At 38.2% G+C, this 26113-nt stretch carries 22 protein-coding genes; 18 read left to right on the top strand and 4 right to left on the bottom strand.

Translation table 11 applies throughout. From position 1 onward, the window contains the following. Nucleotides 1-109 precede the first annotated feature (109 nt). The 3 genes from OLM56_RS01080 (at nucleotide 110) to OLM56_RS01090 (ending at nucleotide 5352) form a co-directional block, all read left to right on the top strand. A complete protein-coding gene (locus tag OLM56_RS01080) occupies nucleotides 110-3673 on the top strand; it encodes a T9SS type B sorting domain-containing protein (RefSeq protein WP_264528034.1) in 3564 nt (1187 codons plus the stop codon). Between the two features lie 93 nt (nucleotides 3674-3766). After that, nucleotides 3767-4588: a type I methionyl aminopeptidase gene (gene map, locus OLM56_RS01085; RefSeq protein WP_121375226.1), complete on the top strand. Its 822-nt coding sequence runs from the start codon at nucleotides 3767-3769 to the stop codon at nucleotides 4586-4588. Further along, nucleotides 4588-5352, top strand: coding sequence for a class I SAM-dependent methyltransferase (locus OLM56_RS01090; protein WP_264528035.1), 765 nt, complete (start codon nucleotides 4588-4590; stop codon nucleotides 5350-5352). Before map ends, OLM56_RS01090 begins: the two co-directional genes overlap by 1 nt. Nucleotides 5353-5418: 66 nt before the next feature. On the opposite strand, the gene OLM56_RS01095 is transcribed toward OLM56_RS01090, so the two are convergent. Further along, nucleotides 5419-8229 (bottom strand): M16 family metallopeptidase, encoded by a 2811-nt coding sequence (locus OLM56_RS01095; protein ID WP_121375228.1) that lies wholly within the window; start codon nucleotides 8227-8229, stop codon nucleotides 5419-5421. 211 nt (nucleotides 8230-8440) lie between these two features. On the opposite strand from OLM56_RS01095, the gene OLM56_RS01100 reads away from it, so the two are divergent. The 3 genes from OLM56_RS01100 (at nucleotide 8441) to pruA (ending at nucleotide 11974) form a co-directional block, all read left to right on the top strand. Then, nucleotides 8441-9691 carry a DUF5103 domain-containing protein gene (locus tag OLM56_RS01100; protein WP_264528036.1) on the top strand — a complete coding sequence of 417 codons (1251 nt, stop codon included), beginning with the start codon at nucleotides 8441-8443 and terminating at the stop codon, nucleotides 9689-9691. Nucleotides 9692-9792: 101 nt separating this feature from the next. Next, complete coding sequence (apaG, locus tag OLM56_RS01105; RefSeq protein WP_121375229.1) at nucleotides 9793-10179, top strand: Co2+/Mg2+ efflux protein ApaG; 387 nt, start codon at nucleotides 9793-9795, stop codon at nucleotides 10177-10179. A gap of 166 nt (nucleotides 10180-10345) precedes the next feature. Continuing rightward, nucleotides 10346-11974, top strand: a complete 1629-nt coding sequence (pruA, locus tag OLM56_RS01110; protein WP_264528037.1) for an L-glutamate gamma-semialdehyde dehydrogenase — start codon at nucleotides 10346-10348, stop codon at nucleotides 11972-11974. Between the two features lie 102 nt (nucleotides 11975-12076). Here pruA and rsmG read toward each other — a convergent pair whose 3' ends face one another. Beyond that, nucleotides 12077-12706 (bottom strand): 16S rRNA (guanine(527)-N(7))-methyltransferase RsmG, encoded by a 630-nt coding sequence (gene rsmG / locus OLM56_RS01115; RefSeq protein ID WP_264528038.1) that lies wholly within the window; start codon nucleotides 12704-12706, stop codon nucleotides 12077-12079. 118 nt (nucleotides 12707-12824) lie between these two features. On the opposite strand from rsmG, the gene OLM56_RS01120 reads away from it, so the two are divergent. From OLM56_RS01120 to OLM56_RS01135, 4 genes are all read left to right on the top strand, one after another. Beyond that, a complete protein-coding gene (locus OLM56_RS01120) occupies nucleotides 12825-13919 on the top strand; it encodes a fatty acid desaturase family protein (protein WP_264528039.1) in 1095 nt (364 codons plus the stop codon). Nucleotides 13920-13954: 35 nt separating this feature from the next. After that, on the top strand, nucleotides 13955-15139 hold the full coding sequence (locus OLM56_RS01125; protein WP_264528040.1) for a pyridoxal phosphate-dependent aminotransferase: 1185 nt from the start codon (nucleotides 13955-13957) through the stop codon (nucleotides 15137-15139). 97 nt (nucleotides 15140-15236) lie between these two features. After that, nucleotides 15237-16397: a formate-dependent phosphoribosylglycinamide formyltransferase gene (gene purT, locus OLM56_RS01130; RefSeq protein ID WP_264528041.1), complete on the top strand. Its 1161-nt coding sequence runs from the start codon at nucleotides 15237-15239 to the stop codon at nucleotides 16395-16397. A gap of 7 nt (nucleotides 16398-16404) precedes the next feature. Then, nucleotides 16405-16749 carry a DUF6370 family protein gene (locus OLM56_RS01135; protein ID WP_264528042.1) on the top strand — a complete coding sequence of 115 codons (345 nt, stop codon included), beginning with the start codon at nucleotides 16405-16407 and terminating at the stop codon, nucleotides 16747-16749. 56 nt (nucleotides 16750-16805) lie between these two features. Here OLM56_RS01135 and OLM56_RS01140 read toward each other — a convergent pair whose 3' ends face one another. Next, a complete protein-coding gene (locus tag OLM56_RS01140) occupies nucleotides 16806-18440 on the bottom strand; it encodes a hypothetical protein (protein WP_264528043.1) in 1635 nt (544 codons plus the stop codon). Nucleotides 18441-18573: 133 nt separating this feature from the next. Between OLM56_RS01140 and OLM56_RS01145 the strand changes: the two genes are divergently transcribed. The 8 genes from OLM56_RS01145 to fabD all read left to right on the top strand — a co-directional run bounded on the left by OLM56_RS01145 (nucleotide 18574) and on the right by fabD (nucleotide 25041). Continuing rightward, nucleotides 18574-18789 (top strand): (4Fe-4S)-binding protein, encoded by a 216-nt coding sequence (locus OLM56_RS01145; protein WP_121375236.1) that lies wholly within the window; start codon nucleotides 18574-18576, stop codon nucleotides 18787-18789. A 138-nt stretch (nucleotides 18790-18927) separates the two neighbouring features. Beyond that, a complete protein-coding gene (locus tag OLM56_RS01150) occupies nucleotides 18928-19602 on the top strand; it encodes a response regulator transcription factor (RefSeq protein WP_121375237.1) in 675 nt (224 codons plus the stop codon). 6 nt (nucleotides 19603-19608) lie between these two features. Next, nucleotides 19609-20997, top strand: coding sequence for a sensor histidine kinase (locus OLM56_RS01155; RefSeq protein WP_182492792.1), 1389 nt, complete (start codon nucleotides 19609-19611; stop codon nucleotides 20995-20997). Nucleotides 20998-21072: 75 nt separating this feature from the next. Continuing rightward, a complete protein-coding gene (locus tag OLM56_RS01160) occupies nucleotides 21073-21795 on the top strand; it encodes a hypothetical protein (RefSeq protein WP_182492793.1) in 723 nt (240 codons plus the stop codon). A gap of 37 nt (nucleotides 21796-21832) precedes the next feature. Next, nucleotides 21833-22783, top strand: a complete 951-nt coding sequence (locus OLM56_RS01165; protein WP_121375240.1) for a bestrophin family protein — start codon at nucleotides 21833-21835, stop codon at nucleotides 22781-22783. A gap of 132 nt (nucleotides 22784-22915) precedes the next feature. Then, nucleotides 22916-23431, top strand: coding sequence for a DUF4878 domain-containing protein (locus tag OLM56_RS01170; protein WP_121375241.1), 516 nt, complete (start codon nucleotides 22916-22918; stop codon nucleotides 23429-23431). Between the two features lie 34 nt (nucleotides 23432-23465). After that, nucleotides 23466-24134: a YiiX/YebB-like N1pC/P60 family cysteine hydrolase gene (locus OLM56_RS01175; RefSeq protein ID WP_264528044.1), complete on the top strand. Its 669-nt coding sequence runs from the start codon at nucleotides 23466-23468 to the stop codon at nucleotides 24132-24134. Between the two features lie 31 nt (nucleotides 24135-24165). Continuing rightward, nucleotides 24166-25041 carry an ACP S-malonyltransferase gene (gene fabD / locus OLM56_RS01180; protein WP_264528045.1) on the top strand — a complete coding sequence of 292 codons (876 nt, stop codon included), beginning with the start codon at nucleotides 24166-24168 and terminating at the stop codon, nucleotides 25039-25041. 56 nt (nucleotides 25042-25097) lie between these two features. Here fabD and galE read toward each other — a convergent pair whose 3' ends face one another. Beyond that, nucleotides 25098-26111: a UDP-glucose 4-epimerase GalE gene (galE, locus tag OLM56_RS01185; protein WP_264528046.1), complete on the bottom strand. Its 1014-nt coding sequence runs from the start codon at nucleotides 26109-26111 to the stop codon at nucleotides 25098-25100. Nucleotides 26112-26113 lie beyond the last annotated feature (2 nt).

Below are 26113 nucleotides of genomic sequence, written 5' to 3' on the forward strand. Positions count from 1 at the left end.
TTACAGCAGAATATTGTTACAAATTATCATCAATTAAAAATAAACTGATTATTTTCGCGTTGAAAACATTTAAATTTCACAACGTTGTTTCTTTTTTAATATGACATCATTGAATAGAACACTACTCTTCATTTTTCTTATTTTAGCAGAAATTGCCTATTCACAAGGCGGAGCTTCTTCTTGTGCAGAACTGCAAGCTAATTTTGAGCAATACCAATCTTGCGCAACAAGCATTCCTTTTGAAAACTCGACCAATAATATTAGTGGCGAGGTTTTTAATACGACTTGTATCGGGGAACCTTTTCAAGGTCCGACCTGGTTTTTCATGAAGATTAAAACGAGCGGTGATATCTTTTTACAAATTTCTCAAGTTGACAATTTCGGAATTCCTTCTGACGTAGATTTTGTCTTATGGGGACCGTTTAATAATTTGAATAATATCTGCAGCCAATTGGACTTATCGAAAGAAGTGGATTGTAGCTGGCTGCCAGATGGAACTGAAAATGTAGCCTTACCGAATGCAGTTGCCGGGCAATTATACATCCTTTTAGTAGACAATTATTCCAACACGCCAGGCCAGATAACCATTACGCAAACTGGAGGCGACGGAAGTTCCGACTGCAGCTTTCTTTCTTCGGTCAAGATAAAAGACAATGCCGGAAATGATATCACGCAGTTCAATTATTGCCAGCCTGCGACTAAAGACCTTGTTGCTACTATCGATGTCACAGATTTTCCTGGAAATGTCGCTGATTTACGATTTAACTACAAATGGTATAAAGACGGAATCTTGATTTCTACGATAGCAAATTCGCTTTCTAGCACCAATACCTTAACCGTTTCGGAAAGCGGCACCTATAAAGTCGAGACAACAGCTTACGACAGCACAGATCCGACAGTAGACCTCAATACGCTAGAAGTAAGCGATGCCGAAATTGCGCTGAAATTCTTTATTGCTCCAAACATGACATTGCAAAACACCAATACGCAATGCTTGAGCAGTACACCCGTTTTGCAAACGGTTGACAATAATACGGTTATTCAGACTTATACCTATGAATGGTTCCGAAATGGAGCTTCTATTGCTGGAGCTATCGGCTCTACCTTTACTCCTACTTTGGCAGGAAATTATTTTGTGAGAATTTCAAATGACGGCTGTTCTCCTGTGGATTCAAATGTGATTACTATTTATGAATCCCCTCAAGTTACGATATCAGACAATCAGACCATCTGTGAGAATACTACTTATCAAATAACATCGGTTATTGCAAACAGCGCCAATCTTACAAGTATGACGTATCAGTGGTACAAAGACGGCAATCCGATTGCTGGTGCTACTTCAGCAACCTATACTGTTTCTGTTGCAAATCAAAATCCGAATACGACTTCTGCCTATGTTTTAGAAGTTACGGAACAAGGATTATGCATGACCGCTTCGAATTCAGTATCCATAACAATGAATGCGAAGCCAAGCTTAAGCACGACTCCTGTTCTGCTACAGCAATGCGATTATATTTCACCAAATAATGACGGAATCGCTACCGTAAACCTGACTCAAGCCTACAACAGCATCACGAACGGAGCTACTGGATTGACCTTAAGCTACTTTTTAGATGCAGGACTGACACAGCCTATAACCAATCCTAATGTATTTACAAATACACTTCCATTTACCCAAAATATTTACGTTACAGGAGTATATCCTGCTCAAACGCCAATATGCACATCGAATGTAGCAATTATCAATCTGGTCATAAACCCGACAAGCGTTGCGGCCTATACCAATAGGGCTCCTGTATGTCCTGAATTGAATGCGAACTACGGGCTGATTGATTTTGATTCGCAAAGAACCATCATAAAAAATACGTTCTTCCCTACAACCAATGTCAATATTGCTTTTTACAGTAATGAAATTGATGCCTCTATCGAAGCAAATGAGCTGACAAATTCATCGCAACTGCCAATAGGAATTTCAACCATCTATACCAGAGTAGAAACAAATAACAATTGTGCAGGGATTGGAACTTTTACGGTTGAAGTATATAGCACTCCTGCTCGAAATGGAATAACACCTATCAATGCTTGCCAAACAGAAACCATAGTTTTGTCTAGCAAAGACATTGAAATACTGACAGGACAGAATCCTACAGTAAGCGTTACCTATTTCAATACATTTGATAATGCTCGAGACAATGTCAGCGCTATAAACAAAAACACGCCTCTCCCATTAATTGTAGGAACCAAAACAATCTTTGTGAGATTATTTGATACAGCAACACAATGTTTCTCCATAGCCGATTTCAATATAAACGTATTTGAAAATCCAGTAATAACTGCTCCTGATCCGATCACAATGTGCGGTACAACAACAGCCGATTTTAACCTTGACGGAAGGATTACACAAATTACTTCGGGCAATATCAACTATCAGGTATTCTTTTATGAAACACTAGCCGACTTAGCAACAGATACTCGTATACCTGTCACAAATGCCTACAATTCGGCCTCAAAAACAATCTATATAAAAGTTATTGACCCTACAAACAACGGCTGTTCATCAACAACTTCATTGCAATTGAGAGTTGTGGGAAGTCCTGGCAATACTGTCAATCCTGATATCCTTCAAGCGTGTGATGACAACGGATTTTATAGTTTCGACTTGACCCAAAGACAAGGTCAGATGGCAGGAACGACTCCTTTGAATACGATTCAATTCCGATACTATACGGATGAGACGGAAGCCTTGGTCAACTCCAATACTACTATTCCTGTGCCTAGTGCTTTCACTAACAGAACAGCAGGTTATCAAAAAATTTATGTGCGATTGAACAGCACTGTAAACATCGACAGCGAGAGCGGAATCGCTTGCTTCAGGATACTCGAATTAGAATTGTTCGTAAGGCCGCTGCCTGCAAATAATCTTCAGCCGCACCCCTACAGAATCTGTATCGACATTCAGAACAATGTGATCAATCCAGCATTTATTGATACGCAATTATTAGAAACCGACTATGATTTTGTCTGGTATAATGGATCAGACGCGAATCCATCAAACGAAATTTCGTCTGAAACAACAAGCACTTTTTCTACATCAATACCAGGAAATTATTCTGTTAAAATCACGAATACAACCAACACGGCGCTCTGTTCTAGAATAATAAATTTCACGGTGAGGAACACATTAATTCCTTTTTCAATCCTAGGAGATCCAGCGGAGCAGATTACTTTCGAATCGGATAGTAAGGTGACTGCAATTGTTACGCCGCAATCGCCCGATTTTCAATATATGATTGATGATAACGGCTGGCAAGACAGCAATGTATTCCATAATATCAAAGAAGGCATCCATATTCTGAAAGTCAGAAACCGTTTTGGCTGTGGTGAAATCAGCACACGAATCGTAATCGTCGATTACCCTAAATACTTTACACCAAACGGTGACGGATTTAACGATACTTGGAACATCGGCGGAAGGACTTCGCTAGACATTTCCAACATCTATATCTTTGACCGTTATGGTAAAATCTTGACAGACCTTCGCGTAAATGGCATCGGCTGGGACGGTATGTATAACGGACATCCGCTTCCATCGGATGATTACTGGTTCAAAATACTTTACGAAAAAGACGGAGTGAAAAAAGAATTCAAGAGCCACTTTACCTTGAAAAGATAAAACCACAAAAAGCTGTCTCTTATGGAGGCAGCTTTTTTATTTGGCCTAATTCGCATAAAAATAGTACTTTTGCAAACTGATAAATTCAAATTTATGATTATCCAAAAAACTAGAGAAGAAATTGAATTGATGCGTGAAAGTGCTCTTTTAGTTTCAAAAACATTAGGTATGATTGCCGCAGAAATCAAGCCCGGAATCACGACTTTGCATCTCGACAAATTAGCAGAAGAATTTATTCGCGACCATGATGCCGTTCCAGGTTTTTTGGGTCTTTATGGCTGTCCGTCTTCCATCTTGACTAGCGTTAACGATCAAGTTGTTCACGGCTTACCGACAAATACTATAATTGAAGAAGGCGATATTGTTTCTGTGGATTGCGGTGTTTTAAAGAATGAATATTATGGCGACCATGCCTATACTTTTGAAATTGGTGACGTGGCTCCAGAAACTAAAAAACTGCTTCAAGTTACCAAAGAATCACTGTATGTAGGAATAAGAGAATTCAAGATGGGAAACCGTGTTGAAGACGTAGGAAATGCTATCCAAAAATATACCGAAGCTCATGGTTATGGAGTGGTTCGTGAATTGGTAGGACACGGTCTTGGCAAAAAAATGCACGAAGATCCAGAAATGCCGAATTACGGTAAACGCGGACGCGGAAAATTATTTGTAGAAGGAATGGTCGTGGCTATCGAGCCGATGATCAATCTGGGGACAAAAAATATCAAACAGCTAAAAGACGGCTGGACAATCGTTACTGCCGATAGAAAACCGAGTGCCCATTTCGAGCATGACGTGGCTTTGGTCAACGGAAAACCAGAACTACTTTCGACCTTTTCTTATATCTACAAAGCATTAGGAATTGAAAGCAATGAAGAAAACGAATTCAGAAGTCAGCCTTTGGTACTTTCCTAATGAAAAAAATTTTCAGATTTGTCTTAAATACGATTCCGAGGCCGATATTGATTCGCCTCAGCTATGTTATACGCCCTGTCCTTGCCTTTGCTTTGAAAGGAAAAAAATATACGGATCCGATTGATGGACGAAGCTTCAAAAAGTTTCTACCGTATGGCTATGGGACGCAGCGAAACAATGTGCTTTCCCCAAGCACTTTATCTTTAGAAAGGCATCGTTTGCTTTGGCTATACTTAAAAAACGAAACTGATTTTTTTACGGCTCCGAAAAAAGTGCTGCATTTTGCTCCAGAACAGGCATTTTATAAAATCTTCAGAAACCAAAAAAATCTGGATTATACGACAACCGATTTGCTGTCACCTTTGGCCGATGTAAAAGCAGACATCTGTAATTTGCCTTTTGAAGATAATTCATACGATGTCATTTTGTGCAACCACGTTTTGGAACATATCCCAGACGACACAAAAGCCATGCAGGAATTATACAGGGTATTAAAACCTGGTGGTATGGGGATTTTTCAAATTCCGCAAGACCTAAAAAGAGAAACTACTTTTGAAGACAATTCGATTACTGATCAAAAAGAGCGTGCTAAAATTTTCGGACAATACGACCACGTTCGCGTGTACGGAAGGGATTATTTCGATAAACTAAGAAGTATCGGTTTTACCGTTGTCGAAGAAGATTATACTAAAAAATTAGGCTCCGAGCTCGTAGAACAGTATTGTTTAGCCAACGGAGAAATCATTCCGGTCTGCTATAAATAACAAAAATTCAAAATAAAAAAGCCTGATGAAATTCATCAGGCTTTTTACATTCTTGCTTATTTCTGATTAGCTTTTTTCTGGCATCAAGATACCTACTACCTTATCTTTTGTAAGATACTTTTTAGCTACGTCTTGGATGTCTTTCGCCGTGATGGCATTGATTTTCTCCTCTACTTTCAAGATATCTTCTGGACTTGTCCCATTCGTGTAAGAACGGTTAAAATTTGTCAGCCAATACCTGTTTTCTTTGATGTCTTTTTTATAATCCAACAATTCGGCTTCTTTGAATTTCGTAACATCAGCAGCTTGAGGACCGTTGTCGATTATTTTCTGCAACTCTCTCAAAGCTGAAGCTGTCAATTTCTCTGCATTGTCTGGACCGCAAGGGAAACCAATCGTAAAGTTATAAGCTCCGTTTGGCACTTTGCTCATGCTTCCTCTAGCGCTGATTCCATAAACACCGCTTTCGTTTTCTCTTAGCTCTTCAATCAGTTTGATTGTCAATACTTCGCCAAGAGCCTGCATTGCCAAGGCTTCTTTTGGGCTGTATTGCGCATCGCCATAGAACATAATCGAAACTGTACTTTTTGGATCTGTACCTTTGTTTACGATTTTCTTATGTTCACCTTTAAGCATTCTATAGCCTAAGTCGATAGCTTTTTCTTTCTTGTCGCTAGATGGCAAAGCCGCCAAATATTTAGCTGAATATTCTTCGATTTTTTTATCATCGATGTTTCCTACAAAGAAAAATTCGAAATCGGCAGCATTCGCAAAACGCTCTTTATATTTATTGTACGCTACTTGGTAATCTGTAAATTCCCATGCCTTTTCATCAGGAATCATTCCAAAGAATCTAGGATTTTCTTTAAGCAGGTAGCCATACAATTCTTGTTGGAAATAGAATCCTGGCTGCGATGCCATGTTTTTGAAAAAACCTGATTGTTTTTGCTTGTAGCCTTCAAAAGCATCTTTGTCAAAATTCAAGTCGGTAATATATCCAACCGTCATCTGGAATAGGTATTCCAAATCTTTTGGCGTAGCGCTTCCTCTAAGACCTTCTGTAGTATTACCGATATAAGGATTTACACTGGCTACTTTCCCAGACATGAATTTATTGATATCATTCTCTTTTAGTCCAGAGAAACCAGCCTGAGTCAAGCCTCCATTAGCAAACTGTACTTTTTTAAGCTCTTCATTCGAATACAAGTTCGTACCTCCAAAGCTGATAGCTTCCATCAAGATTTCGTCGTTTTTGAAGTCGGTTTTCTTATAAGTCACTTTTGCTCCGTTAGAAAGAAACAAAGTAGTCGTTCCGATTTTGTCGTTTTTCTCTTTTTTTACGATGCTTCCCGGTTTTAGTTCCTTTCTCAAAAGGCTAGAAGCAATTTCTGTATCTTTATAAGGAGTAATGTCAGCGTCGTTTACTTTTAAAGTATTTAACACTTCTTGTTCCGTCGGTTTTTTCAATCCGTCTTTTTCAGGACCTGTAAGGATTACGACTCTATTGTCTTCTTTGATATAATCTTTAACCAGACCATTTACATCTTTCAGTTCAATCCCTGGCAATATTTTTTTCATGGCATTAAATGTCCACTCAATTCCAGGAGTTGGCTCTTTTTCTAGGAAATGCGACTGATACTCGCCTACAAATTCTCTAGAATCTGTTTTGTCTCTGTCGTTATACGCAGATTCTGTATTCGCTAAAAACTCAGATTTTGCTCTATCTAGCTCGCCTTGCGTGAAGCCGTATTTTTTTGCTCTTTCGTTTTCTGTCACCAACACTTTTAAAGCTTCCAATTGCTTGTCTTCTTGCGACATTGCAAATGATTGGTATGCTTCTTTTGTTCGGGCCCACGTGCCTCCATGATACGAATAGCCATAGGTAAATGGCGGAGTTGGTGAGTTGGTAAGCTCGTTCAATCTGTTGTTGATCATTGTAGAATACAATCCTTCAACCAAAGATTTTCTAAAATCATTGACATTTACAATCGGTTTTGGCGTATCGTAGTCTTTATAAACCAACTGAACTTGCGCTGCCGAAGCTTCTTTATCGCTCTCAACAGCTACAAACGTTTCTTTGTGGTTCGGAACGTCATACACTTTTCTAGGTCTTTCGTTTTTAGGATTTTTATACGAAGCGAAATGCTCCTTAATTTTTTTCTCCATAGCCGCCACATCGATGTCTCCAACCACGATAACGCTCATCAAGTTCGGACGGTACCAATCTTTATAGAAACTTACAAGCTTATCATATTTGAAGTTTTCAAGGATTTCTTTCTTACCGATCGGAAGACGTTCCGCGTAATGCGAGTTGTACATCATTTTCGGCATATAACGTCCCATCATTCTTTTACCCGCTCCTAAACCGATACGATATTCTTCTAAAACAACCCCACGTTCTTTGTCAATTTCTTCTGGAGTAAGAACAGCATTGAAGGCCCAATCTTCGATAATTTGGAACCCTTTTTCAAGTTTTTCAGGATCATCAGATGGAATCGGAAGGAAATAAACGGTTTCGTCAAAACTGGTATAAGCATTTAAATGCTGTCCGAACTTAACGCCGATACTTTGCAGATAATCTACCAATTTATTTTTCGGGAAACGCTTTGTTCCGTTAAAACACATATGTTCCATGAAATGCGCAAGACCTTGCTGGTCGTCGTTTTCAAGGATAGAACCGGCATTAATGACAAGCCTTAAATCTACTTTGTTTTCAGGCTTTGCATTTTTTTTGATGTAGTACGTCAATCCGTTCTCCAATTTTCCTGTTTTCACAGTGGAGTCAAAAGGAACGGGACTGTCGCCTTTAAGTTCTTGTGCAAAAATCGACATCGGAAATGCCAGTAAAAGCACAAATAGTTTGTTGTAATGTTTCATTTGGTTGCTATTTTTGTTGTTATAAAACTAAAGTTATAACTACAAATAAAACTATTTATTATAAAACATTTAACAGAAAATACGCACCTTTTTCTTATCTTATTAAAATTATTTTAATTATTCCTTAACACCCTCAATGTTTGGCATAATTCTCGTACAATTTATTATCATTATATTTGTTATTATAAATCCGATAAAATCTACTTTAAAGATGAATAAGAATTATTTTATTGTTTTGCTGGCCTGCTTATTTTGTAGCGTAAGTAAAGCACAAGTCCAAACAGAAATTGCTCCTCCTTTCAATATAAAAACAGTTTCATTTGTTCAAAACGGACAAAATGTAATTCCAATATTCAGTCTTCAAGATGGATTTCAGCTTCAATTTGACGATTTATACGGCAATGAAGCCAACTATTATTATGAGATCGTTCACTGTGACTATAACTGGACGCCTTCTCAACTTGTAAAAAGCGAATATATCCAAGGATTCGACAACCAAAGAATTCAAGATTATGAAAATTCTTTTAATACGTTGCAACTTTACTCTCACTACAGATTGTCCTTCCCAAATAAATTCACGCAGTTTAGAGTGAGCGGCAATTACATGATCAAAATTTTAAACGAAGACAAAGATGTCGTCTTTTCCAGAAAACTCATTTTATATGAAGATTTGGTTTCCGTTCCATTACAAATCAAAAGAGCCAGAGATGTCCGCGATATCAATTATATGCACAATTTAGATTTCGCAGTAAAGTCGAATGCCATCACTTTTGTCAATCCGTTGCAAAGCGTAAAAGTCATGCTTTTGCAGAACGGGCAGTTTAACGAAGCTATCTACAATATCAAACCGCAATACACAATCGGTAATGACCTGATTTATAAATACGATAAAGAGACCCAGTTTTGGGGAGGCAACGAATTTTTATATTTTGACAATAAGGAAATCCGATCGCCGGTAAACAACATCAGTTATGTACAAGCAAAAGATTTGTACGAGCCGCACCTTTATGCCAACAAAGCAAGAGCGAGCCAAGTGTATACTTTCAATCCTGACGTAAACGGAAACTTCGTAGTTCGTAATCTGAACGCACAGAACAATGAAGTAGAAGCTGATTACGCTTGGGTATTTTTCACGTTAGACGCACCTAATTATTTCGGAAAGAACAGTATATACATCAACGGCATGTTTAACAATTATGCCTTGAATGATGAAAATCGTATGGATTTTAATGCAAAAACAGGATTGTATGAAAAAGCAATTGTTATCAAGCAAGGCTTTACGAACTTCCAGTATGTCATTGCTGACAAAACAGGCAAGATTGATCATGCCAATGCGATTGACGGAAATTTTTACCAAACGGAGAACAACTATCAGGTAATTGTTTATTACAGAGGCATGAACGAAAGGTATGATAAAGTAATCGGAAGAGGAATCGCTAATTCTGAAAACATTATCAACTAAAATGCTAAAAAACTGTTTTTAAAACCATTAAGCAAAATTTAATAGCAAAAACAGCCATCCAATAGTATAAATTTGTAATTTTGAAACATTATTAGCAATTTATGGTTACGCAAATAACTCGAGGCATTAAAATTTCTGTCCTGACTAGTTTTGAAGGAACGTACTTCAAGAACTACAAGATTCACTTTGCCTTTAGTTATGAAATCACGATTGAAAACCATAGCAAAGATTCTGTACAGCTCATGTCCCGCCACTGGGAAATTTTTGATTCTTTAAATAACAAAGAATTCGTCGATGGCGAAGGTGTGATCGGCAAAAAGCCTGTATTAAAACCAGGAGAATCCCATACGTATAGCTCTGGCTGTCTTCTTTCATCGCCTTTTGGCGCTATGAAAGGCTATTTCAACATGATCAATTTCACATCGACAAGAAACTTTAGAGTGATTGTTCCTACTTTCAGATTAAGCGCTCCTTTTGCGTTGAATTAATCTTAAAAATTCTAACCCTTTCATCTTGCTTAGTCGGCATAAGCTGTTTCATTCAATAAAAATTACATTATTGTTATTGAAATGGTAATTCTTTCTATAATCCCTATTCATTTCGTATCTTTGCCACGCAAAAATTTGATATTATTAAATATAAAAACAAATCAGTATGCCAAAAGGAATTTACAATGTTCCGAGAGCTATTAACGAACCTGTTAAGTCGTATGCTCCAGGAAGTCCAGAAAGAGAACAAGTTTTAAAAACGTATAAAGAATTATATAATTCAACTGTCGATATCCCTTTATTTATCGGTGATGAAGAAATCAAAACGGGAGATACAAAAAGATTATTTCCGCCGTTTGACCATCAGCATAATTTAGGTCAATACCATCAAGCGGACAAGCCTTTGGTAGAAAAAGCGATTTCATCTGCTTTGAAAGCTCGTGAAAAATGGGCTACCATGCCATGGGAACATAGAGCGGCGATATTTTTAAAAGCTGCTGAATTATTAGCTGGACCTTACCGCGCTAAGATCAATGCTGCAACTATGATTGCTCAAGGAAAAACGGTTCACCAAGCAGAAATTGATTCGGCTTGCGAGTTTATCGATTTCTTGCGTTTCAACGTACAGTTCATGACTGAAATTTATGCACAACAGCCTGTTTCTTCTGAAGGAATCTGGAATCGCTTAGAGCACCGTCCGTTAGAAGGTTTTGTGTATGCGGTTACTCCGTTCAACTTTACTGCAATTTCAGGAAACTTGCCATCTTGCGTTGCCTTGATGGGTAATGTTGTGGTTTGGAAACCTTCTGCAACTCAAGTATATTCTGCGAATGTAATCATGGAAGTCTTCCAAAAAGCGGGATTGCCAAAAGGCGTTATCAATATGGTCAATGGAGATTCTGCCATGATTACAGATACGCTTTTGGAAAGCCCAGATTTCGCTGGAATCCACTTTACAGGCTCAACTGGAGTTTTCAACAGTATGTGGGCAAAAATTGGACAGAACATCAGCAAATACAAAACCTACCCAAGAATCGTCGGAGAAACCGGAGGAAAAGATTTCGTTTGGGCACATCCGTCATCCAATCCGATTGAAGTAGCTACTGCCCTGTCTCGTGGCGCTTTTGAATACCAAGGACAAAAATGTTCTGCGGCTTCAAGAGCCTATATTCCTGCTTCTATCTGGAGTGCTGTAAAAGAACGCGTTGTAGCCGACATCAAATCGTTTAAAATGGGTTCACCAGAAGACACAACAAACTTTGTTTCTGCCGTAATTACAGAAGCATCATTTGATAAATTAGCGAAAGCAATTGACGATGCAAAAGCCTCTTCAGAAGCAGAAGTTATTGTTGGCGGTGGTTATGACAAATCAAAAGGATGGTTTATCGAGCCTACGATTATCGTTACTACAAATCCGAAATACGACACGATGTCGACCGAATTATTCGGCCCTGTATTGACAATATATGTTTACGAAGATGCAAAGTGGGAAGAGTCGTTAAAATTAGTTGACGAGACTTCAATTTATGCTTTGACAGGTGCCATCTTCTCTCAAGACCGCTACGCTATTGACTTTGCTGCAAAAGCTTTGGTTAATGCTGCCGGAAACTTCTACATTAACGACAAGCCGACAGGAGCTGTAGTTGGCCAACAGCCATTTGGTGGCGCAAGAGCTTCGGGAACAAACGACAAAGCGGGCTCTATCCTGAATTTGCTTCGTTGGGTTTCTCCAAGAACTATCAAAGAAACTTTTATTCCTGCAACAGATTACAGATATCCTTTTCTTGATAAATAAGTCATAAAGTTTGAAAGTCGAAAGTTATAAAGACTTTTGATTGTATATAAAAAAGCCGAGTCTAAATATAGATTCGGCTTTTTACTTTATGACTTTTAACTTTTACACTTTAAACTTTAACGGTAAATGAACCACCTTTTTAGTTTCGAAAAATTCATTATCGAAAAAATCGGCAATATTGTATTCTGTGGCTTTTGGAAAATCTTTCAACTCTTCGGTCAGGTCGCCTCCTTTGAGGTATAAGATTCCGTTTTTGAGTTCGTGTTTTTGCTGTTTTTTGATTTTTGATTTTACCCAAGACACGAAATCAGGCATATTAGTCACGGCGCGGCTTATGATGAAATCAAAATCGCCTTTGACATTTTCGGCACGAATCTGTTCGGCTTTTACATTTTTCAATTCTAAAACCTCGGCAACAGCCTGAACCACTTTTATCTTTTTCGCAATAACATCAATCAGGTAAAATCGAGTTTCAGGAAACAAAATAGCGAGCGGAATTCCAGGAAAACCACCGCCAGTCCCTACATCCAAGACATACGTTCCAGGCTCAAATTCTTGAATTTTTGCAATTGCCAATGAATGAAGCACGTGTTTCGTATATAATTCGTCTATATCTTTGCGAGAAATAACGTTGATTTTAGCGTTCCAATCGTGATATAATTCCTCTAATTTCTGAAACTGTTGCTTCTGAATATCAGACAGATTAGGGAAATATTTTAGAATTTCTTCCATTTTAAAAATTTTCACAAAAGTAATCATTTTCAAATTGAAATTTTTTAGGTTTTTATCCGTTTACATTATTAAGAATATTTACCTTTGAAAACTTATTTTGATTAATTATAAATTATATATGAATACCACAATTCCAACATTTTCCAAACAAGACAGCCTGAAATTCTTCAGGACTCTAAATACGCGTGTCAATAATTATTTCAAGGAAAATAATATCAAGAAGACCGGGAACTGGAAATTGCACTTAAAAGCAGTCGTAATGTTTACGATTTTCCTGACGCCTTATTTCTTGATCCTGACTTTAGACATGCCGTTTTGGCTAATGTTGCTTTTGTCTATCGTAATCGGCATTGGAATGGCAGGCGTCGGAATGAATGTAATGCATGACGGAAACCATGGCTCTTACTCCAACAAATCATGGCTGAATAAATTCATGGGAGGCAGCATTTATATCTTGGCAGGAAATGTTTACAACTGGCAAGTACAGCATAATGTACTTCACCACACCTACACTAACATCCACGGACATGATGAAGATTTAGATGCTGGACGAATTATCCGATTTACACAAGAAGCAAAATGGCACAAATTCCATAAATTCCAACACTATTACTCCGTGTTTCTTTACGGATTATTGACTTTCAACTGGGCAATCACAACCGATTTCAAACAGATGAAAAGCTACCTAAAAAGAAAACTCTCTTACGGAGAGCCCCAAAGTCCGGCGAAATTATGGACCGTTTTAGTTATTACGAAAATCATCTACGTTTCGATCTGGCTGGTACTTCCTATGATTTTAGGAATTACATGGTGGAAAGTAGTACTAGGATTTTTGGTAATGCACTACACTGCAGGTTTGATATTGAGCATCGTTTTCCAATTGGCGCACGTTGTTGATGAAACGACAAACCCTGTTCCGAATGAAGAAGGAGAAATAGAAAATACTTGGGCCATTCACCAATTGTATACTACAGCGAATTTCGCTCCAAAAAATAAGATTGTCAACTGGTTTACTGGAGGATTGAATCATCAGATCGAGCATCATATTTTTCCTCACATCAGCCATGTCCATTATGGAAAAATTGCTGAAATTGTAAAACAGACAGCAAAAGAGTGCAATCTTCCTTATCATGAATTTAAGACAATGCGTAGCGCAGTTGTAGCTCATTTCAAGCATCTGAAAGAACTAGGGCAAAATCCTGCCATCGCATAATTTAACTACAATACACACAAACAACAAGTTTTTCCATGAATCATTTATCGGATAGAATTAACAAATTATCAACTTCACAAACCTTGGCAATGGCGGCATTGGCAAGAGAATTAAAAGCACAAGGAAAAGACATTATCAGCTTAAGCTTAGGAGAACCGGATTTCAATACGCCGGATTTTATCAAAGAAGCCGCAAAAAAAGCAATCGACGAAAACTACAGCACTTATTCGCCTGTAGACGGTTATGTAGAGCTAAAAGAAGCCATCTGCAAAAAATTCAAAAGAGACAATAACCTTGACTATACGCCAGCAAACATTGTTGTTTCAACTGGTGCCAAGCAATCTTTATACAATGTCGCACAAGTAATGCTTAATGAGGGCGATGAAGTAATCCTTCCTGCTCCATATTGGGTAAGTTATTACGAAATCATAAAAATGTCAGGCGGTATTCCGGTTGAAGTACCGACTTCTGTAGAAAGCGACTTCAAGATTACGCCAGAACAGTTAGAAAAAGCCATTACGCCAAAAACAAAAATGATTTGGTACAGCTCTCCTTGCAATCCGAGCGGTTCTGTTTACAGCCGTGAAGAATTGACAGCATTGGCGAAAGTATTAGAAAAATATCCAAATATTTTTGTAGTCGCTGACGAAATTTACGAGCATATCAACTTTTCAGGAACATTCTGCAGCGTTGCTTCTATCCCAGGAATGTTTGACCGAACTATAACGGTAAATGGTGTTGCTAAAGCTTTCGCCATGACAGGTTGGAGAATCGGATATATCGGAGCTCCAGAATTCATCGCAAAAGCCTGTACAAAAATGCAAGGACAAGTAACCAGCGGTGCCAATTCAATCGCGCAAAGAGCTACAATTACTGCTGTTGATGCCGATCCGAGCGTATTAAACGACATGGTAGCTGCTTTTAAAGGCCGTAGAGATTTAGTTGTTGGATTGATTAAAGGCATTCCAGGCCTTAAACTCAATGTTCCAGAAGGTGCTTTTTATGTTTTCCCTGATGTTTCTTCCTATTTCGGAAAAACATTAAGAGGAACTGAAATCAAAAATGCAGATGACTTTTCTATGTATCTTTTGGCAGAAGCAAACGTTGCTACTGTAACAGGAGATGCTTTCGGAAATCCGAACTGTATTCGCTTCTCTTACGCAACAAGCGAAGAATTGCTGACAGAAGCCTTACGAAGAATCAAAGAAGCTTTAGCTTAAAACAAATACGCCTCAAGGAAACTTGGGGCTTTTTTAATCTACAACTCCAACCCTGTCAGAGTTTAAAACTCTGACAGGGTCATATAAAAAGATACGAATGTCAAAAATACTATTACTCGGTTCCGGAGAATTAGGAAAAGAATTTACAATCGCCGCACAACGCATCGGACAGACCATAATTGCTGTCGATAGTTATGAAAATGCCCCTGCCATGCAGGTTGCTCATAGTTTTGAAGTCATCAACATGCTGGATGGCGACGCTTTAGACAAAATCGTCGCAAAGCACCAACCTGACTTTATTGTTCCTGAAATTGAAGCCATCCGTACCGAACGTTTTTACGAGTATGAAAAGCAAGGCATTACCGTGGTTCCTTCTGCGAAAGCGGCGAATTTTACAATGAACCGAAAAGCAATACGCGACTTGGCAGCAAAAGAACTAGGATTAAAAACAGCCAATTACAGATATGCTACCTCATCCGAAGAATTACAGAAAGCAGTAAAAGAAGTCGGAATTCCTTGTGTTGTAAAACCATTAATGTCGTCTTCGGGTAAAGGACAATCCACAATCAAAACTCCGGATGATATTGAAAAAGCCTGGAATTATGCTGTAGAAGGCTCACGTGGCGATGTCGTGGAAGTTATCGTGGAAGCTTTTGTAAAATTCAATTCTGAAATTACCTTATTAACGATTACCCAAAATAACAATCCGACGCTTTTTTGTGCTCCAATCGGACATAGACAAGAACGTGGCGATTACCAAGAAAGTTGGCAACCGGCACGAATTTCGGACAAAGATTTATTTGAAGCGCAAGACATGGCTGAAAAAGTAACCGAAGCTTTAGGCGGCGCCGGACTTTTTGGTGTGGAATTTTTCTTGGCTGATGACGGCGTCTACTTCTCGGAACTATCTCCAAGACCACACGATACTGGAATGGTAACTTTGGCTGGAACGCAAAATTTCAACGAATTCGAATTGCATCTGCGTGCCATCTTAAGCTTGCCTATTTTTGAAATAAAACTCGAAAAAGCAGGTGCTAGTGCCGTAATTCTAGCTTCAAAAGAAGGTACTAATCCGAATTATGAAGGTTTGGAAAAAATTGCTGGCCTTGCTAAAACAGATTTCAGAATCTTTGGCAAGCCGACAACAAGGCCGTATCGCAGAATGGCTGTCGCACTGACCAACGACACTTTAGAAACTCCTATTGAAGAAATAGTTGAAAGAGCACAAAATGCCGCTAGATTAGTAACCATAAAATAATCGAGATATGAAAAACATAATTGCAATTGCCCTCTTGTTTTTGGCTTTCTCAGCGAATGCGCAAGACTCAAAATCAAAACAGAAAAAAACAGGGCCAAAACCGCAAGTAGTTGAAGCTTCATGCGGCCAATGCCAATTCGGAATGAAAGGACATGGCTGTGATTTGGCAGTACGAATTGATGGAAAGCCTTATTTTGTAGACGGCACTGGAATTGACGACCATGGCGATTCTCATGCTGGCGATGGATTTTGCTCCAAAATCAGACAAGCCGAAGTTGTGGGCGAAGTCAAAAACAATCGTTTTGTAGCGACTTCTTTCAAATTACTTCCTGAAAAACCTAAAGGGAAATAGTCCTAAATTATTACATAAAAAAAGCGCTTGAAATTCAAGCGCTTTTTAGTTGCATCTTATTTTTTATTTCCGATGTTCTTGTTGTCGAAACTCGAAACATCTATTACTTCTTCCAAATCTACATCGAAAGAAATACTGATAGAATCTCCAATTGCCGTTACAGGCAATTCGTTAGACAACTGCGAAGATCCCACAAAAATATTCGGATAATCTTTTACTGTAAAATAGTAGAAACTATTGCCGTTTTTGACATCGTTTTCGATTCTTGTCACTATAGTTTTCAAGCTTTTTTTGCTAGTTACACTTTCCGGATTGATACCATTATCGGCCATGTTATACACATTTTTATAAGCCATAAGCGTTTCCCTCATTGTATTTCCAACGCCAACAATCGTATAATCGTTTATGGAAACCATGGCAAACATTTTCACCAAACCGCCATCATCTTTCAAAGTCATTACATAAGTCGGTATGTTGTTAATCACATATGGAATAGGCAACGAAGCATGATATCCTTTTTCTTGGACTTTTCCTTCGGCAGAACTTTGGGCCGCATATTCAGTGGCACCACTTTGCTTGTAATAAGTAGTTTCTTTGGTTCTTGTATCTACCAAAACAAATCCTACAGTCGATTCTTCTTTACCAACAGAAGACAATCCTGTGTACCAATAGGATTTATGGTTTTCGCCATATACAAGCGTCAATCCTTCGGTGGTTTGGAGCTTATTTTCATTCGAAAAATTCCAAAATCCATGAACATATTCGCCCCAATCGTTTAGCTGTTCTTCGATAAAACTTATCGGCTGAATCCTGTCTACCCAAAGCGGCGTATTATTGATATCGTATTCTTTAATTTCTCCGGTCTGGGCATCAACTGTTAGAACACCTGTTGCATCATTTCCGGCAAATCCTATTCTTTTTTTGTATTTGGTAACAATCCAATACGGATTTCCTTTATCGTCAATCTCAAAATTAAAATCTTCCAATCCGACGGTTGCATAGCCATTAAAATAAACATGTCTATCAATCCTAGACCCAAAATAGGCCGCTGGCTGGTATTTTATAGAAAGGCGTTTTCCATTTATATCCTGAATCAGCTTGACATCTCTTTCGTTTGTAGCAGAAACCATGACATAGCCAGGAGTACCTTCAGAATTATTATACCATTTAAAGAAACCTGTATGCAGCAATGGGGCAACCCAATACAATTCATCATTTACTTTTTGAATCGTAAATTCCCCTATTTCTGCCTGGCTCCCTAAAGACGGCTGCGAACCGATTATCTTTTCGCCTAAAAGCATAGCAAGTTCTTCATCGACCACTCTAATTTTATCGAGAGAAATCGGCGCGATGTGATTTTTGAGGTCTTCGCCATTTTCGACTTTCCCGATTAATTTTTGATAAGCACTGCTTCTGAACATCGGCAACGATGTCGCTAACGGCACCACCACAAGATAAACTAGGAGTCCAAAAGACAAAAAGAACAAAATTTTGTTCGTTTTGGAAAACATATTCAATTTTCTTGTCGTTGATGTCACTTCGATTTTTGAAAAAAGAACAATTGCAATAAGTAACAGTAATAACAGTAAAATCGGCAAGCCCACAAAGCCATAATTGATTACGGGCAAGACGTTATAAAACAATAAGAATCCAATTAAAAGCAAGGCTAAAATCAGGATAATTTTTTTCATGGTTGTTTTTCTATTTTGGTTTTATAATAAGTCTGTGAATGAGAAAAATGTTACAATTTTTGAACAGCAGATTTCTTTTAGAAAATTATGGATAATTTTTTATCTTTATAAGTAGCTAAAAAAAAAGAACGCCATGGAAGAGAAAAAAGAATATTCAAATGGTGAAGTAACAGTTGTATGGCAGGCCGAAAAATGCATTCATTCGACAAATTGCGTAAAAAACAATCCGGATGTTTTTCAGCCTAAAATGAGGCCTTGGATTAAAATTGACGGTTCAACTACAGAGAAAATTATTGATACGGTAAACAAATGCCCGTCGGGAGCTCTGAGCTTTTACAAAAACATCTGACGCTTCATTAAAGATACCCTAGCAAATAACTTTTATTTTTATGATTTTCATAAAAGCGACGGTTAAGATTTTTATTTTACAAAATTTTAAGAACTCAATCTCTATTTTTGTTTTTGAGCACCCTAAATCTAACCATTCATGAAACTACTCATTGTTGAAGACGAACCTAATCTTTTATCGATTATTCGAAAAGGACTTTCTGAAAAAAACAATGAGGTAAGCGTTGCTCTCGATGGAACCACGGCTCTTGAAATGATCCATAACCATAATTTCGACGTGGTGATTTTAGACATCATGCTGCCAGACATTAACGGGATTGAAATCTGTCGACGGTTAAGGGCTTCAAAAAACTTTGTGCCGATTTTACTGTTGACCGCATTAGGAACGACAGAAAACATCGTAACTGGACTAAATGCAGGAGCCGACGATTATCTTGCAAAGCCTTTTAAATTTTCCGAACTAGAAGCCCGAATCAGCGCTCTTGCCAGACGATCCAACCAAGATCATAAGCCAAACGACACTATAGTCATTGACGATCTGGAAATTGATTCTCGGTCAAAAACCGTAAAAAGAAATGGCGAAAAGATTCAGCTAACAGCAAAAGAATTTAAGCTATTACAGTATTTAGCCCGAAATGCCGAAGTTATTCTTTCGCGAGAAAAGATTTTGGATAATGTGTGGGATATCAACTTTGACATGAACACGAATGTTGTCGATGTGTATATCAATTATGTGCGAAACAAAATCGACAAGCCTTATCAAAACAAACTCATCCATACCATTAAAGGTCTTGGATATGTCATAAAACCATAAATCCGGATGCAGATACGAAAAAAAATTACGGTTACTTATATTGCGCTTTCCTGTTTCAGCACGCTGCTTTTGAGTGCCGTTATTTTTTTTCTGTTTAAGCAAAATAACGAGTATTATTTCCTGAAAAGATTACAGGACCGGGCAAAAATCGCTTCTTCCATTTATTACCAGAATGACCCGCTTAAGACGCGCTATTTTCAAGAATTTAAAAAAGAAGGCTTAGAAGAACTAGTCGAAGAAAAAGATTATGTACTGAAAGTAAATGGCGAAAATACTTTTGAATACAATACCGACTTACATCTCCCGCCTGATTTCTATGCGGAAATAATGAAGACCGGCTCTAGCTGGATTGAAGAAGATTATCGCTATTATTACGGACAGATTTTCAAAGAATCGGGACAAAAATATATGGTAATCGTTACGGCGAAAGACCGTCGCGGCAATACCAGCGCTATTTATATCGTACAGATTTTAGTTTTCGGAGGCATGGGATTCCTAATCCTGGCTTACTTTTTCGGAAGATTTCTGGCCCGCCGCGTTATCGATCCTATGGCACGGATTACGAAAGATGTTAAAAGAATCAGTGCCTCAAATCTTCATAACCGACTGCCAGACGTTGAAGGAAATGACGAGATTTCGGATCTTACGAAAACTTTTAATGACATGCTCGACCGATTGGAAACTTCATTCGAAATACAAGCCAATTTCATCAACAATGCTTCGCATGAGTTGAAAACGCCAATAACGACAATCATTGCCGAAACCGAAATCATGCTCCTGAAAGAAAGAGAGGTTGAAGAATATGTCAATTCTCTGGAAAACATAAACAGACAGGCTTCAAAACTTGGCAACTTGACTGAAAGCTTGCTGAAATTAACCCAAACTGGCTACGATGGTACGAAACAAGTATTAGATGTTGCTCGAATGGACGAATTGCTCTTGGAAGCCAAAGCTTCAATCGACACTTTGTTTCCAGACAATCGTGTCAATATCAAATTGCACAACATTCCTGAAGACGAATCACTGCTGACTATTCCTTGCAATAGGCCTTTGCTGGAACTCGCCTTGAACAATATCATTTCTAACGGCGTAAAATATTCCGATAATGACGAAGTATTCGTGACACTTTCGGCCGACAAGTCAAAGATTAAAATTGCCATTACCGACATCGGTATCGGTATCCCGCCTGAAGATATTCCTTATTTATATGAGCCTTTCTTTAGAGGAAAGATTGCGTCTAAATACAACGGCTATGGCCTTGGGCTTCCATTAGCAATGAAAATCATACGCATGCACAATGGCGAATTGCAAATTCAGTCTGAAACTGGAAAAGGAACCGTCGTAAATATCACCTTCCATAAAAACAACATTAGAAATTCTAATCTAAAATCTTAAGAAATTCTAATTTTAATCTAAGTCCGTTCTAATCTCGAGCCCTTTATTTTGCATGTATAATTAAAAACTATACATATGAAAAATCTATTAATACCATCGACATTAGAACAAGACACTATTAATGCTGTTAAGACTGCTATCCAGCAATCGAGAGGAAAAAGCTGTACCATCTTTTTAGCATTAGTTAGCGAAATTCCCGATACTTTTTCTTCTGCTTCTTTTCTAAGAAACATAAAAAGCGACATGAGCGTTTCGCAAAAAAGCATCTTAACGACTTGCCGTGAGCTAACTGCGGCTTCAGGAAACTGTTCTTTAAAAATTCATAATCAATACGGAATTTCTGCGCCGGTGATGAAAAATCTCATGGAGCACCTCAACATTGAGCTGGCCATCTTGACGCCTTCTTATAAAAATACCGAAAAGCGAATCCACAGTCAATTTCTACAGATTCTGTCCAATTGCAAATGCCCGATTCTTCATTTATGTCCAAATTTTGAAGAACAAGATTTAAGCAAAGCAATGTATCTGGAACAGACAAAATCAAGATTACAGATTGAAGACTTACAAGAATTAATTCAAGATCATTTTGATTTCAGAATCGTGAGCCAAGCTAAAATTTTTAGTGATCAAAAACCAGAAGAAATCCAACCATTGCTGACCGAAGCCATCACAAAAAACAACATCAATCTTTTGATAGAAACCCGAAAACCTAAAAAGATCAAGATGAAAAATAAGGAAATCAACATTAATGAAAGCTTTGGACTACCGGTGTTGTCTTTATATGAAGAAATCGTCTAAAGCCATGAAAAATTAATAAGAAATAAAACAATATTATATGCTACTAAAAAAGAAAATACCCATGAAATATGTCTTAGGAAAAATCAAGATCGAGCTTTTCCTAGTCATCCTATATGTTATCTCGTTTGAAATCTTTCTGAATTATTACGGAGCTAATGCCATTAATATACCGATTGCTATTCCAACAATTATCGGAACAATCATTTCTCTTTTGCTGGCTTTTAAATCCAACCAAGCTTATGACCGTTGGTGGGAAGCTCGAATTATTTGGGGTGCGATCGTAAACGATTCCAGAACACTGATAAGACAAGTTATCGCCTTTTACAAAGACCCTGACTTTTCTGTAGAAGCTAATGACTTCAAAGAAAATTTTGCCAAAAGGCAAGCAGCATGGTGTTATAGCTTGAGCCAGTCGCTTCGTGGAAAAGATCCTTTAAAATCTGTAAAGCAAATCTTGAGTGATGAAGATTTTAAATATGTCAAAAAGCACAAGCATGTTCCCAATGCGATACTGCTTTTGCATTCCAAAGACTTGAAAAAGGCCAATGAGCAAGGAAAAATAAACACTTACCAGCAAGTCGAAATAGACAATACGCTGACACGTTTATGCGATTCTATGGGGAAATGCGAAAGAATCAAGAATACGATTTTCCCAACAACCTATAGTATGTACATCCGATTCACGCTCTGCTTGTTTATCATCTTATTGCCTTTTGGACTGACCGATTTAATAGGCTGGTTGCAGATTCCTTTGGTGACTACGATCGGTGCTGCTTTCTTCTTGATTGAAAAAATGGCTATCCATCTGCAAGATCCATTCGAAAACAGGCCGACTGATACGCCAATGACTGCTATCTCTAGTACGATTGAAAAGAATTTAGTGCAGATGGTAAACGAATTTCGCGACGAATTTGAAGACCACATTAAAAAACCCGAAACGGAACTCCATCATATCCAGCCCGTTAAAAACGCTTACTTTGTACTGTAAATTCCGGGCTTCTGCTTACAAACTGACCTTCATACAAGGTCAGTTTTTTATTTTGTACAAAACATTTTGAGTCCGTCTCTTTGTAATATCTGAAAAAATTCTACTTTTACATAAATCTAAACAAATCAATTTATGAAGACAAACACTTTCAGAAGTATCGCTGGCAAAGCATTTTTAATCTTAGGATTTTTATCATTCAGTTTTTTCGTTTCATGTTCTAACGACAGCAACCCAGAAGCGGTAGCAGAAAAATTCCTAAATCACGTAAATAAAGGAGAATTCGCAGAAGCAAAAGAATATTGCGACGAGCAAACAGCTTCTTTAATCGGAATGATGGAATCTATGGTAGCTGGTAAAAAAGACGAAATGAAGAAACTTGATGCAAAAGTAGAAATCATTTCTTCTGAAGTAACTGATGATAAAGCAACAGTAAAATATAAAACAACGAGTACAAAAGAGCCTACAGGAACTGAGCAAACACTTAACTTGGTGAAAGTTGACGGAAAATGGAAAGTAACTATCGACAAAGAAAACGCAAATAAAGAAGGTGGCGCAAAAGCTCCAGCTGGCGAAGTTGAAGCTACTGATTCATTAGCTGCTCCTGTTGATTCTCTTGCTACTCCTGCTGATTCTACAGTAGCAGAATAATAAAACACATTAATTAATTTAAAGCATTGTCGCAATGAAGAAACTTATCTTTTATTCGGCAATGCTTTTTATTTTGGCTGTTATCGCCTATAAGCTTTTTTTCTATTTTGACCGAAAATCGGAACAGGAAGCCATCCTAAAAAATGAAGCTGTGACGCGTCTTTCCGATGAAGAACTTGCCAAAATTGAGGAAGGCGATTTTATCTTGCGTAGAGGTTTCGGCTTTTTCAGCGACTATATTTCCAAAGAACTCAACTCAGGAACTATAGATGTAACTCATGCCGGCATAATTATAAAACACAACGATTCCCTATATGTAGTCCATTCCTTGTCTTCAGATGTGACGAATATTGACGGGTTGCAAGCACAGCCAATCGGTGATTTCTTGAAATATTCTTTCCCAAATAAAATCATCATCACCCGCGCTAAAAACTGCGACAAAGACATGGGCGCTAAAATTTCCCAATTAGCGCAAAAGTATTTGGCTATGCATATTCCTTTCGACCATAAAGGAAATTTTGACGATGACGAAAAATTTTTCTGTACCGAAATGATATGGAAAATTTTAGAAAAAGACCTGCACTGCGTATCGCTTCCGACCGAAGCAGAGGCTCGAAAGAAATTCTTTTTTTCGATGAGCCCTATGTATGACACCAAATATTTTGACATTAAGATAAATCAATACGATATTGAGAATAAATAGTATTTTTGCGACATAACAAAACCGAGAACAAATGAAGGCATACGTATTTCCAGGTCAAGGCGCCCAATTCACAGGAATGGGAAAAGACCTTTACGAACAATCAGAATTAGCAAGAGAGTTATTTGAAAGAGCCAATGCCATTTTAGGCTTTAGGATTACCGATATCATGTTCGAAGGAACAGCAGAACAACTAAAAGAAACGAAGGTAACACAACCTGCTGTTTTCCTACATTCCGTTATTCTTGCAAAAACACTAGGCGATAATTTCAAGCCAGAAATGGTGGCAGGACATTCTTTAGGCGAGTTTTCTGCTTTGGTTGCCAACAGCACACTGTCTTTTGAAGACGGACTAAAATTGGTTTCGCAAAGAGCGCTGGCAATGCAAAAAGCCTGCGAAATTACTCCTTCGACTATGGCTGCCGTTTTAGGACTAGAAGATCATATTGTTGAAGAAGTCTGTGCTTCTATTGACGGTATCGTGGTTGCTGCAAATTACAACTGTCCTGGACAGCTAGTCATTTCAGGCGAGACAAAAGCTGTTGAAAAAGCCTGCGAAGCTATGAAAGAAGCTGGTGCAAAACGTGCCCTGATTCTTCCTGTCGGAGGTGCTTTCCATTCACCGATGATGGAACCTGCTAGAGAAGAATTGGCTGCTGCTATTGAAAACACTACTTTTTCAGAACCAATCTGTCCGGTATATCAAAACGTTCCAGCAAGTGCCGTTTCTAATGCGGCTGAAATCAAGAAAAACCTCATCACGCAGCTAACAGCCCCAGTAAAATGGACCCAGTCTGTTCAGCAGATGATTGCCGATGGCGCTACTTCTTTCACAGAGGTTGGTCCAGGGAAAGTCTTGATCGGATTAGTCAATAAGATTGATAAAAACGCAGCAACTTTTTCTGCTTAGTATTTATCGTTACATCATAAAAAAAACCCGCAAGTGACTTGCGGGTTTTTATTTTTTTAGCTTCGGATTTTCTTTTCCCATTTCCAAGCGCTTTCTATTGCTTGGTCTAAAGTAGATTCAGCTTTCCAGCCTAATATTTTATTAGCTTTCTGCGTATCAGCATACGCTTCAATCACATCGCCTTCTCTCCTATCGACTAATTTATAAGGCAATTTCTGTCCGCTGACTTTTTCAAAAGATTGAATAACTTCCAAAACTGTGCTGCCTGTTCCAGTACCAACATTAAAAACTTCGACTTTGGCCTCGTTTTTATTCTCGATAAGCCTTTTCAAAGCAATAACATGCGCTTTCGCCAAATCAACCACATGAATATAATCTCTGACACAGGTACCGTCAGAAGTCGGATAATCAGACCCAAAAACAGACAGTTCTTTTCTCAATCCCATACCGGTTTGTGTAATAAAAGGCACTAGATTCTGGGGCACACCAATAGGCAATTCACCTATTTCTGCTGACGGATGCGCTCCTATCGGATTAAAATAACGCAACAAGATTGCCCTTATATTTGATACTTTGGCAACATCTTGTATTATTTCTTCTCCTATCTGCTTGGTGTTGCCATAAGGCGAAATTGCTGGCTGTACAGAAGCATCTTCGGTAATAGGCATTTTTTCTGCCTGACCATAAACGGTACAAGACGAACTGAAAATAAAACTAGCATCTGCTTTTTGCTGCAATTCCTGCAATAGATACACTAGCGCATTGATATTGTTTTCGTAATAAAGCAGCGGATTTTCAACCGATTCACCTACTGCTTTTGACGCTGCAAAGTGAATTACTCCGGCTACATCGGCATGCTTTGTGAAAAATTCCTTTACTGAGTTTTTTTCTCTTAAATCCAGTTTTTCAAAAATTGGCTTTTTACCGGTGATTGCTATAATGCCTTCCAAAACTTTTTCTTCGGCGTTGGAAAGATTGTCGATGATTACCACTTCAAAGCCTTCATTTTGCAATTCTACGACTGTGTGAGAACCGATAAAGCCCAATCCTCCCGTAACTAGTATTTTCATTC

It is taken from the genome of Flavobacterium sp. N2550 (assembly GCF_025947265.1).
In the GTDB taxonomy this organism is placed as follows: domain Bacteria; phylum Bacteroidota; class Bacteroidia; order Flavobacteriales; family Flavobacteriaceae; genus Flavobacterium; species Flavobacterium endophyticum.